At 47.0% G+C, this 11,959-nt stretch carries 11 protein-coding genes; 8 read left to right on the top strand and 3 right to left on the bottom strand.

Annotated features, from left to right (window positions below):
* Positions 1 to 357: 357 nt before the first annotated feature.
* Positions 358 to 1,710: a glycoside hydrolase family 43 protein gene (locus tag BS614_RS25965; protein WP_074096064.1), complete on the top strand. Its 1,353-nt coding sequence runs from the start codon at positions 358 to 360 to the stop codon at positions 1,708 to 1,710.
* A 236-nt stretch (positions 1,711 to 1,946) separates the two neighbouring features.
* Positions 1,947 to 3,791, top strand: a complete 1,845-nt coding sequence (locus BS614_RS25960) for an RICIN domain-containing protein (protein ID WP_074096063.1) — start codon at positions 1,947 to 1,949, stop codon at positions 3,789 to 3,791.
* A gap of 130 nt (positions 3,792 to 3,921) precedes the next feature.
* Here BS614_RS25960 and solA read toward each other — a convergent pair whose 3' ends face one another.
* Positions 3,922 to 5,013, bottom strand: a complete 1,092-nt coding sequence (gene solA / locus BS614_RS25955) for an N-methyl-L-tryptophan oxidase (protein WP_244898201.1) — start codon at positions 5,011 to 5,013, stop codon at positions 3,922 to 3,924.
* 177 nt (positions 5,014 to 5,190) lie between these two features.
* Here solA and BS614_RS25950 point away from each other — a divergent pair, with 177 nt between their 5' ends.
* The 6 genes from BS614_RS25950 (at position 5,191) to BS614_RS25935 (ending at position 9,089) form a co-directional block, all read left to right on the top strand.
* On the top strand, positions 5,191 to 5,439 hold the full coding sequence (locus BS614_RS25950) for a GNAT family N-acetyltransferase (RefSeq protein WP_074096061.1): 249 nt from the start codon (positions 5,191 to 5,193) through the stop codon (positions 5,437 to 5,439).
* A 129-nt stretch (positions 5,440 to 5,568) separates the two neighbouring features.
* The gene (locus BS614_RS25945; protein ID WP_074096060.1) at positions 5,569 to 6,324 is read left to right on the top strand and encodes an exodeoxyribonuclease III; all 756 of its coding nucleotides are present in this window, start codon (positions 5,569 to 5,571) and stop codon (positions 6,322 to 6,324) included.
* Positions 6,325 to 6,558: 234 nt separating this feature from the next.
* The gene (locus BS614_RS25940) at positions 6,559 to 7,542 is read left to right on the top strand and encodes an alpha/beta hydrolase (protein ID WP_074096059.1); all 984 of its coding nucleotides are present in this window, start codon (positions 6,559 to 6,561) and stop codon (positions 7,540 to 7,542) included.
* A gap of 50 nt (positions 7,543 to 7,592) precedes the next feature.
* Positions 7,593 to 7,739 (top strand): hypothetical protein, encoded by a 147-nt coding sequence (locus BS614_RS31650; RefSeq protein ID WP_017687030.1) that lies wholly within the window; start codon positions 7,593 to 7,595, stop codon positions 7,737 to 7,739.
* Between the two features lie 22 nt (positions 7,740 to 7,761).
* Complete coding sequence (locus BS614_RS31645) at positions 7,762 to 7,899, top strand: hypothetical protein (RefSeq protein ID WP_157116205.1); 138 nt, start codon at positions 7,762 to 7,764, stop codon at positions 7,897 to 7,899.
* 212 nt (positions 7,900 to 8,111) lie between these two features.
* Complete coding sequence (locus tag BS614_RS25935; protein ID WP_372238418.1) at positions 8,112 to 9,089, top strand: diaminopimelate dehydrogenase; 978 nt, start codon at positions 8,112 to 8,114, stop codon at positions 9,087 to 9,089.
* Positions 9,090 to 9,248: 159 nt separating this feature from the next.
* On the opposite strand, the gene BS614_RS25930 is transcribed toward BS614_RS25935, so the two are convergent.
* Complete coding sequence (locus BS614_RS25930) at positions 9,249 to 10,103, bottom strand: pentapeptide repeat-containing protein (protein WP_074096057.1); 855 nt, start codon at positions 10,101 to 10,103, stop codon at positions 9,249 to 9,251.
* 155 nt (positions 10,104 to 10,258) lie between these two features.
* Positions 10,259 to 11,644 (bottom strand): NADP-specific glutamate dehydrogenase, encoded by a 1,386-nt coding sequence (gene gdhA / locus BS614_RS25925; protein ID WP_210436950.1) that lies wholly within the window; start codon positions 11,642 to 11,644, stop codon positions 10,259 to 10,261.
* Between the last annotated feature and the right edge of the window lie 315 nt (positions 11,645 to 11,959).

Raw genomic sequence — 11,959 nt, 5'->3', positions numbered from 1 at the left:
CAACATTTCACCTTTTACCATAGTCACACTACCTCATTTTCTTAGTCAAATAACCCGAGCTTGTGAATCTTTGGATTCAGTCTTGTGCGTGAATTAGCTAAGGGAATGGGGGACTGTGGTGATCAAGTCCGTACAATGAACCTAAGGTAACACTTGTAGCACAATCAATTGTAACCGTTTACATATATAAAGAGTGTTCATCCATGATCTGTGAAGGGAGTGATGCTTCATGTAATTGGAATTTGAACAGGTAGTCGTGAGGTGTTGATCTTCAGGGGCAGTCCCAGGTACGCTTTTTCTTTGGTAATACAGTAAGGTATTCCTCTGTTCATCACTCATGGATAAGGAGATGACCCAATGTTGACGAAGAAGGAAGAGGGAATAGGAATAGGAATAGGAATAGGAAAGTCCAAAGGTTTCAAGGCCGGAATGATTCTGCTGCTCGGAACATTACTTCTATTAACGATGTTATTCCCCAATACAGCCAGAGCAGCGACAAGTGTTTATACGATATCCGCCTTTACGAACACAAGTGAGTCCAATATGTATATCTATGAATCGTATAATGCAACCCACTATGGTTTGCTAAAAGGGCCAGCCTATACACCTCCGGCAGATCTGATTCGCGATCCCAGCATCATGAAGCACACAGATGGTCTATATTACGTCGTCTACACCACGAACTGGTCGGGTAACACCATTGGGATCGCCTCCAGCCCGGATAAGGTAAACTGGACATTTGTCCGTAACATTACGTTATCCACACCGACCACAATCGCACACACCTGGGCACCAGAATGGTTCAAAGACAGCAACGGCAGTCTGAACATTATCGTGTCCCTCTCACCAGGCAACTATCAGAATTTCAAACCTTATGTACTCACAGCTTCAGGTAGCAATCTAACATCTACCTCATGGTCTGCACCTACTGAATTGGCAGGCATTGCTCCCAATTATATCGACACTTTTATCGTGAAGACAGGCTCAACCTATCATGCTTTTACCAAAAACGAGACCACCAAATACATTGAATATGCGACATCCACTTCGCTAACGGGCCCTTATACCTTCAAAGGCACAGGGGATTGGGCAGGTTGGGGATCTTGGGTGGAAGGTCCGGCGCTTGTTCAGCTGGATAATGGTTCATGGCGAATCTACTTTGACGGCTATGCGACACAAAAATATTATTACAGCGACTCTGCTGACAACTTCCAGACTTGGGGTGCCAAACAAGAGATTGCAGGTCTTACCGGACTCGTCCGGCATATGACCGTATTGAAAGAATCCGGACAACCGGGGGATATCCGCAAGCTGGAGTCATTCAATGTGCCTGGCAGCTTCTTACGTCACTATAACTATCAGGCACGGATTGATGTCAATGTCAGTCCGGCGGAGGATGCACAATTCCGTATCGTTCCCGGGCTGTCAAATGCAACAGGCATTTCGTTTGAGTCCATGAATTATCCGGGTTATTTCCTGCGCAATAATAATGGCAACATTACACTTGTGAAAAATGACGGCAGCGCTACATTCCGAAATGACGCCACATTCAAACGTGTAAATGGACTTGCTAATGCTAGTTGGACATCGTACGCGTCATTTAGTAACCCGAACCTGTATCTGAGACATTACAATAATGTGCTGAAATTGGAAGCTGTCGTTACTGCACTAGATAAGTCAGACGCGACCTTCAGAGAGGTTGCACAATAATAGGTGTTTATTTTCTAAGTTAAACTATACATTTACACGATAACGGAGAGGTCAGAAATAACTTGAAGAAGCGAAGCGTGCGCCTAAAAAGCTTTCTAAAAGAAAGCTGCATCGGAAGCATACGCTATCCCCGGATTTTCCCCTTTTTAAGAATAATTAAAAATCAGGGGATAACAGCGATCGGAAAGTTGTTCTGACATCGGAGTGCAAGTGTAAAATGATAAGGAGTGAAGCGGATGAAGTGGTTAAAACGAATGAGTTCGCTGCTGCTGGCAGGAAGTCTGCTAACAGGCAGTTTGGGTCTGGGCACAGAGGTATCTGCTGCAGGAGCTTACACGGCTGTTGCCGATCCATCGAAGCAATATCAGACGATGGAAGGATGGGGAACATCCCTCGCGTGGTGGGGCAAAGTGGTTGGAGAATATTCCAATCGGGATGAGTATGTGGAGAAAATGTTCAACGCAAATACCGGACTGGGGCTGAACATCCTGCGGTACAACATTGGAGGCGGGGATAATCCATCGTCCAATATCCTTGAATATCGCAAAGCCGTTCCTGGTTACCAGCCTTCTCCCGGCGTGTACGACTGGAATGCAGATGCAAACCAACGATATATGCTGCAAGCTGCCAAAGCTCAAGGCGTGAATGTCATCGAAGCTTTTGCGAATTCCGCACCTTATTGGATGACGATTAGTGGTAATGTGTCCGGTTCGGCCAATGGTGGTAACAACCTCAAGCCTGATTACTACGATGATTTTGCCGATTACTTAACCGAGGTTGTGAAGCATTTTCGGGATAACTGGGGGATCACATTTGATAGTGTAACTCCGCTGAATGAACCGATCTCGACGTGGTGGAAGCAGGGCAATGACCAGGAGGGCATGCACTTTGACCGGGCGGATCAGAACACAATTCTGAGTCAGCTACAAGCTTCGTTGAATGCGAAGGGCCTGTCCACGAAGCTGAGCGCACCGGAAGAATACAGTATCGATGATACCAATGTGTCGTTCAACAGCTACAGCAATGCAGTTAAATCAGCGATCACTCAGATCAACACCCATACGTATGGCGGAAGCAATCGTACTGCTTTGCGCAACACAGCGACTTCTGCGGGAAAACATCTGTGGACCTCGGAATATGGAGATGGGGATGCAAGTGGACTTACGATGTCACGGACCATCCTCAAGGATATTCGTAATATGGGCGCAAGTGGATGGGTGTATTGGCAAGCCGTGGATAGTGCAGAAGGATGGGGATTCTTCAAGAACGTGTTGAACAATACGCAAACGACCAGTTACACCGTGAACCAAAAATATTATGTCATGGGCAACTACAGCAAATTTATTCGTCCTGGGTACAAGATTATCGGCATGAGTGATGCCAATACCCTTGCAGCCTATGATGCAGCTTCCGGCAAAGTGGTACTGGTTACAACCAATTCGGAATCGACAGATACAACGGTAACCTATGATCTCAGTCGTTTTACTAACACAGGAACGTCTGCTCAAGTATATCGGACCTCTTCAACGGAGAAGTTGCAGCAACTGACCAATATTTCGGTGCAAAACAAAACCTTTACCGCTACGGCCAAGGCCAATTCGGTCACAACTTACGTCATTTCCGGTGCAACTTACAATGGCGGTACAGGATATGAATCCGGGGCCATCTACAAATTAATCAACCGCAACAGTGGACTTGCACTCGATGTTAACGGTGCTTCTTCTACGGGTGGGGCAACAATCATTCAGTGGAATGATAATGGAGCAGCCAACCAGCAGTGGAAGCTGGAGTCCGCAGGTAACGGATATTACAACATCCGCAATGTGGGCAGTGGGCTTTTGCTGGATGTAAATTCGGGTTCCACACAAGGCGGAGCCGCTCTGATTCAGTGGCAGGATAACGGGGGCAACAATCAGCAATGGCTGCCAATTGATGTGGGAGGATATGTGGTACTTGCGAATCGAAACAGTGGCCTGACGGTTGACATCAATCAAGGTTCTCTAACCGCAGGTGCCTCCACGATTCAGTGGGCCGACAATGGCGGAGCCAATCAGCAATGGAGCCTAGTCAAAGTTAATTAGTGTGAGTACCCATGAATTAAACGTTGTTACGTGTCCTTCTTTCTTGGAGGTGCAGTGCTCTAAGCAACACTGCACCCTCAAGGAAAGTAGCTATTTTAGACATACATATATTCATCCACCCAGCTGGTACTTAACAAAAACGGGATAGGGCGAACCTGCTAATATCCTGATCCGTGTGTCCCGTTTGCACCAAGTCGGATAGAATCTGCCCAATGGCACTTGCGAACTTGAAGCCGTGACCGGAGAAACCGCCTGCGAGCCACACACGTTCATGGGCAGGGTGTCGGTCGATAATAAAATCTTCATCCGAAGTGAATTCATACTTGCACACACTACCACGTTTCAATTCCCCAGCTGCCTGAGGCATATGAAGTTCGAGCAGCCTGCGCAGATCCCCCTCGTCCGTTTCTTCCGTACCAAAAGGAGCCATTGGACTTCCTGGTGTCCACATTTGGCCCGTATCATGACGACCCATCTTCAGACCTGATCCGCCAATGCTTGGAAATCCATAATATGTACCTTCTTTTCCTGCCAGTGTAAAACCGGGGAAGTGTGCCTCGCCATACAATGCTTCTGGTGCATCAAACCATCCAACCGTTTTACGCACTGCCTGAATGGGGAGATCCACAAAAGGTTTTAATGTCTGAAACCAGGCGCCAGCGCTCAGGATGATTTGATTTGCATGGTATGTCTCACCACCTGAAGTCTGAACTGCAACGGAATGTGGTCCGTATTCGATATGCTCCACAAGCGTGTGCGTTAACAAGGTGGCACCGTGAGTCTCGGCTGCCTTGCGAAAGGCACGAATACAGGGTTCACTATACAGATAACCCGCATCAGGCTCATACATACCCTCGTAATGTTCAGGTATTGTAATACCTGGCCAGCGTTTCATTACCTCGGTTGCGTGCAACGTTTCATACCGAATACCTGCATCATCTGCATGGCTCAATCGGTTGTGGAAGGAATGAATCTCCGGATCAACCACATTTAGTACACCGGAAGGAACAAACAGTTGGTCTCCGGTCGTTTCTTCCAGCTCGTGCCATAACTTCTGTGCTAATAATGCCATGGCAATATAGTCAGGCCCGCCACTGTACACATGGCGCATTAGTCTGGTATCCCCATGATGGCTTCCTTCCGTGTGCGGAGGATCAAAGGCATCAATTAATAAAGTTTTGCATCCACTGCGCGATAGATAATATCCTGCACTCATACCCATGGAGCCGGCTCCAACGATAATAACGTCATATGATTGTGTGATAATAGCACGTCCTCTCCTATGTATCCTTTTCTACAGTAATGCCTTAATAGAACATATTAATAGTAAAAGCTTGATGAAGGCAAGTGTAGTAAAATGGACTTCTACAATGAATGTTGCAAAGGAGACCAAGCATGAGTGAGCAATTTAGGTTTGATCTATTTGTGTTCCTCTTTCTGGGGCCGCGGTGTTATGACTGAAGTGGCCCATGCTGTGTTACATTTTGGATTCACATGCATGCAGCTTAACAAGATCGAAGCAAAGGTTGAACCAGAGAACGAGGCGTCAATTCGCCTGTTACATATACTTAATTTTCAACAGGAAGGTGTACTGCGGCAGCATGAGTTTGAGAAAGGCAGATATATTGACCTTGCGGGTGTTCTCTAAGTTACGAAGCGAAATATAGGCAAGCTCGCCCCATCAGGATTCCAATGACTCCATCTCATTCCAGAGCCGTAAGGCTTGTCCCTCTGAATGAGCCCATGCTATATTGGAGAGATGTGAGGAGATGAGGATATGAAGCTGGTGTCCTGGAATGTGAATGGCTTAAGGGCATGTGTGACCAAAGGATTTATGGATTATTATCAAGAGAGTCAGGCGGACATTTTCTGCCTTCAGGAGACCAAATTGCAAGCCGGACAGATTGAGATGGACCTGGGGGAAGATGTTTATCAATATTGGAATTATGCGATCAAAAAAGGATATTCCGGTACGGCTGTATTTAGCCGAATCAAGCCTATATCCGTTCGTTACGGGATGGAGGAGGACAGCGAGCCGGAAGGACGGATGATTACACTGGAGTACGATGAGTTTTATCTGGTGAACGTTTATACCCCTAACGCAAAGCGGGATCTGACCCGGTTGCCTTACCGTCTGGAATGGGAGGATCGATTCCGGGGGTACATTCTGCAACTGGAGCAGACCAAGCCGGTTATCATCTGTGGTGACCTGAATGTGGCTCATCAGGAGATTGATCTGAAGAATCCGAAGCCCAATCTGGGCAACTCGGGATTTACCCTTGAAGAGCGTGGCAAGATGACCGATTTGCTTGCTTCTGGTTATGTGGACAGCTTCCGCCATCTATATCCGGATCGTACGGATGTATACAGCTGGTGGTCTTATATGCCGAAGGTTAGAGAACGGAACGTGGGCTGGCGCATTGATTATTTTCTGGTATCCAATCAATTGGCACCTAAGGTAGCAGATGCGCATATCGACTGCCACGTGATGGGCAGTGATCATTGCCCGGTGGGTCTTACGTTGCAACTATAGGTAAGGATCATCGTTAGATAGATTGAGGTAAGAGTTTTAGAAAACAAGTATAGATGAACTGCAAGTTTCCTGAATGGGAGATTTGCAGTTTTTTTTTGCGTTACAGGTAGGGGAGGGACACTGGACTTTGGTTGGGGAAAGAACTGGACTCGGGATTGTTTCAATCTCGCTATTTCTTGGGTACGATTGAAGCATACATATATAGATGAACCTTTGGGGTAAGGGGTAGAGAAGATGAAGAAGGGGTTACGGAGAGGGTTAAAAGTGCTGGGAGGCATCATGCTTGCCACAGGACTTTTGCTGCTGGCAGGTACAGCGTATGAAGCGTATCAATCCACGCAGGATATGAAGTCCTATCCCCCGCCAGGCAAGTATTATGAAGTGAGTGGTCGCAACATGCACCTCTACACCGCCGGCAAAGGAGAGGTAACCGTGGTGTTTGCCTCAGGCTGGGGTACACCTAATCCGTATGTGGATTTCAGTCCGCTATATGACAAGTTGAAATCACAGGTGAAAATTGCGGTATATGATCGGTTCGGGTACGGATACAGCGACTATACGGATGACCCTCGTGATGTTGATACCATCTCGGAAGAGATCCACCAATTGCTGCGCACTTCCGGTCAACGTCCACCTTACATCATGGTTGGTCACTCCCTGGGGGCGCTGGAGACACTGCGGTTTGCGCAAAGGTATCCTGATGAGGTGGCCGGCATGGTCATGATCGATGGCGGAAGCCCGGAATATTACAGTCGTACGGACTTGAATACACCAGAATGGATGATGGATTGGTCCCGTTTTCTGGTGAAAACAGGCATCGCACGAACATTGCTGCAATCGGATCGCATGATGGCATCTCTGGTCATTGACCCAAATCTGGTAACGGAACCGATGAAAAAAGCCGTCACGATATCAACGCTGAGACATGCGTACAATGACAATGTCATGGAAGAGGTTCGGAATTCCAGAACAAATGCAGCGTGTGTGCTTGAGAACAAAACGAAGTTTGGCTTCCCCCTGACGATCCTCACAGCCGGTTCGGAGGAGTCGGATGAGGTCAGTCAGGCTTGGCAGGCCGACCAAGCGAATTTTGCTTCATGGTCAAGACACGGAACACAGCTGACGGTTCCACAAGCGACACACAGTATCCACAACAGTCAACCGGATATTGTCGCCGCCGAGATCATGAAATTAGTGACACCGTCCAGTGACCTATGAGTAACATGATTCCACAAACACATGATGAACAGGATGAGGAGGAGGGATGGATGAAAAAGTTTAAAGTAATCACCCGCTTCCTGTCCATTCTTGTAGCCAGTTGTCTATTGTCTCTAAGTGTATTATCTGTATCTGTGATATGGGTTAAGAATAACGTTCATGCGGTGCCTGTGATCCAGCCGTTTGAACGTGATTAGCACATGAAACAAAGATGAAGGGGTGGTAACAGATGGTGAAGAGAAGGAAATATGTATTGGCCTGTGCGGCACTGGCGATGATGGTAGCCTTGCCAAAAAGTTGACGGATGCGGGACAGGAAGGCGTCATTGAACTGACGTTGACCTGGACAGAATCATAAGCAGAAGAGAAGGGCTATTTTTCTTTCCTGCTTTTTTTCTTCATAAAATAACGAATGAACGCCATAATACCTTGCATACGGAGCCGCATTATTGCTGCACCGCTGCAAGGTATTTTTATTTCGAACTGGAAACCTGACAGGTTACATGGTATGTTATATCATTATAAACAGAGTAATAGACAACTATAGAAGAAGACAGGAGAGGATTGAACATGATTAGAGTGGGTATTGTTGGTTACGGTAACTTGGGTAAAGGTGTAGAGAAAGCCATTTCCCAGAACGAGGATCTGGAACTGATTGCTGTGTTTACACGTCGTAATCCGGAGCAGATGGTCGCTGAAAGCACAGAAGTACGTTTTGAGCATATCTCTGCAGCGGAGCAGTACATAGGCAAGATTGATGTTATGATCCTCTGTGGTGGTTCTGCAACCGACCTTCCAGAGCAGACACCAGCCATCGCCAAGTTGTTCAATACGGTAGATAGCTTCGATACACATGCGAAAATTCCTGAATTCTACAAGGAAGTTAATGCTGCGGCAGAGCAAGGCGGTCACGTAAGTGTCATTTCCACAGGTTGGGACCCAGGCTTGTTCTCCATGAACCGTCTGCTTGCACAGTCCATCTTGCCAGAAGGAAAAGAGTACACGTTCTGGGGCAAAGGTGTGAGCCAAGGCCACTCGGATGCTATTCGTCGTGTTCCAGGCGTTAAGGCGGGTGTACAGTATACTGTACCTGTTGAAGAGGTAATCAACCGCATTCGTGCAGGGGAGACACCAGAGCTGTCTACACGCGAGAAACATCTGCGTCAATGTTATGTGGTAGCAGAAGATGGTGCTAATCAGGATGAGATCCGTGAGACGATTGTGTCGATGCCTAACTATTTTGCAGATTACGATACAACTGTAACATTCATTAGCGAAGAAGAATTGAAATCCGAGCATGAAGGTATGCCGCATGGTGGATTTGTAATTCGCAGTGGGGTTACAGGTGCTGGTCAAAAGCAAATTATTGAATTTGGTCTGAAACTCGACAGCAATCCTGAATTTACAGCAAGCGTACTTGTGGCGTATGCAAGAGCCGCACAACGCTTGAGCGTGGAAGGACATAAGGGAGCGAAAACGGTATTTGATATTCCGCTCGGTCACTTGTCTCCAAAATCGGCTGAAGATCTTCGCCGCGACTTGTTGTAATTCTGATTCGTTCCAATGATTTTATAGAAACAGCTCGTCCTTGGATGTATAGGACGAGCTGTTTTTTTTGGCTGTTGCTGTATACGATTCATACATTCATATGAATTGGCAGGTCTATCCTACCTGTATTCCTGCTCGTGTTCTTGCGGAAATGGCACCCTACACCCAGTGTGAGGGAATGTTAAGATGATCCGGCAACTTGGTATTCACATTACCTTTGGCTGCATTAATCTGGGATTGCGTCAGGAAGATGCCACCTCTCAGGTCTGCATCGCCCAGATCCGTATCCCGCAAGTCCGCGCCAATCCAATCCGCATTTCGTGTATCTGCATTTCGGAGATCGGCTGCGATCATTAAAGCCCCTCGGAAGCTTGCGCCCCGCAGGTCAGCTCCTTTTAAATTGGCACCAAAAAAGTCACTTCCGGTACGTTTTTTACTCTTCTTCGACTTCCCTTGTCCATGAGCGGTGGGTGGCACATTCGCGCGTACCAACTCACTTGCCTGAACCAAGAGTTGATTCACACTGGACCGATAATTGGCGATGTCCAGACGGAGGAGTGCCGCAGGCTCCAGATTGCTCAAGCGCTCAATCTCCTCATATAACTCACCAAATGCCGAGTGAAGGGATGACGTCTCCGGTCTCATCATCATTTCCTTCATATAACTGAGCAACTCGTGAAGTTGTCGCAAAGCAGGCAGACAATCGAACATCTCGTTTGCAGACTCTGGATGATCACGCCAATCTTTGCCCGCGTAGGTCACTTGGGACAGCTTCTGTCCAGCTCCGAAACAGTCATATACCGTGCAACCTTTGAACCCTTTCTGCCGAAGCTGAGTATGGATACCGCAGCGATTGTCCGTGCGCAGATTGGGACAGGGTGTGCCGCTGGCTTTATCAAAAGCAAAGTCAGATGACTTGCCATAGGGCAAGGCAACACAGCACAGGCCAAAACATTGCTCACAGTCTGCGCTAAGATGAGGACTCGCAGTGCTGGCAAATGGTTGGTTAGACAATGTAAACACTTCCTTATAATAGTACAAATAGATGGAATTACGTCAGTACCACTTTACCATTGCCTTGCGATTAGAGCAATTGAAGACAAGGAAAAAAGGGCAGTTACCCAAATTGATGGGAACGCCCTTTGATCGTGGAGAATCACGTATTTAAATTAAACTACACCTTGAGCGATCATGGAATCCGCTACCTTGAGGAAACCGGCGATATTCGCTCCGGCTACGAGGTTGCCTTCACAGCCATACTCTTCAGCAGCTTCTACACAGCTGGTGTAGATGTTCTTCATGATGTCATGCAGCTTGGCGTCTACTTCTTCAAATGACCAGGACAACCGCATGCTGTTCTGTGACATTTCAAGAGCAGACACGGCTACACCGCCTGCATTAGCTGCTTTGGCTGGACCGAACAGCACGCCTGCACCGTGGAAGACGTCAATGGCAGCCAGGGTGGAAGGCATATTCGCGCCTTCGCCAATGGCCTTCACGCCACCTTTAACCAGCAGGGCCGCAGCTTCTTCATCGATCTCGTTTTGCGTCGCACATGGAAGAGCAATATCACAAGGGATAGACCAGATGCCTTCACAGCCTTCGGTATATGTAGCATGCGGGTGTTCTTTGATGTATTCGCTGATGCGAAGACGATCAACCTCTTTCAGACGTTTCACGGTATCCAGGTTGATGCCTTGTGGATCGTGTATGTAGCCACCTGAGTCACTACACGCCACGACTGTAGCTCCAAGCTCCTGTGCCTTCTGAATGGCATAGATGGACACATTACCAGAGCCAGAGACAACGACTGTGCTGTCTTGGAAGCTGAGTCCCTTGGATTGCAGCATCTCCTTCACGAAGTACACACAGCCGAAGCCAGTCGCTTCCTTACGTGCCAAGCTTCCTCCGTACAGCAGTCCTTTACCTGTCAAAACGCCTGCCTCATGCCCGCCATGGATACGTTTGTATTGGCCGAACATGTAACCGATTTCCCTTGCGCCTACACCAATGTCACCTGCCGGTACATCCGTATCGGAACCGATATATTTGTACAGCTCTGTCATGAAGCTTTGCGTGAAACGCATGACTTCCAGATCCGATTTTCCTTTGGGATCGAAGTCAGAACCGCCTTTACCACCGCCAATGGGCAGACCGGTCAAAGCATTTTTGAAGATCTGTTCGAAGCCAAGGAACTTGATGATGCCCGAGTATACAGAAGGATGGAAGCGAAGTCCGCCTTTGTAAGGGCCAATGGCACTGTTGAATTGCACCCGGAATCCACGGTTAACCTGAACTTTGCCCTGATCATCTACCCATGGGACACGGAATGTGATTACACGTTCGGGTTCAACAAGCTGTTCCAACAGACTATGGTTCTTATACTTGGGGTGTGCTTCAATAACAGGAATAAGGGAATCCAGAATTTCTTTGACAGCCTGATGGAACTCGTCTTCGTGCGGATTTCTGGCGACAACCGACTCATAAACGGAATGAACATATTCTGCGGCAGTAACTTGAACGGACTCTGTAGTTTCTTTTGTTATCGTGGACACTTTTTCGATGCACTCCTTTATTGTGTTAAAGTCTGTAGAGGCTTATTTGCATAAATTGAATAAAAGTTTGTAGTTAAATATACAGGAAAGCAAATAAAAATACGAGATGAAAATTCATAAAATGTTTTTTATGCAGTAATTAAAATGTTCTATGGATCTACCATATGATGTGAAGAATTAAGTTATTAAATGGAAGATATGACCACAAATGATAATAAAAAAGCAAGTTAGACGAATATACTGGATTAAAATATTAGTTTTGGTAAGATGGTAAGAAGGTCTCGTATCCCGGGATCTTTTTAAAATATAAAGGAG

It is taken from the genome of Paenibacillus xylanexedens (assembly GCF_001908275.1).
Taxonomy (GTDB): Bacteria; Bacillota; Bacilli; order Paenibacillales; family Paenibacillaceae; genus Paenibacillus; species Paenibacillus xylanexedens_A.
This window is presented reverse-complemented; position numbering and strand designations above follow the sequence as displayed.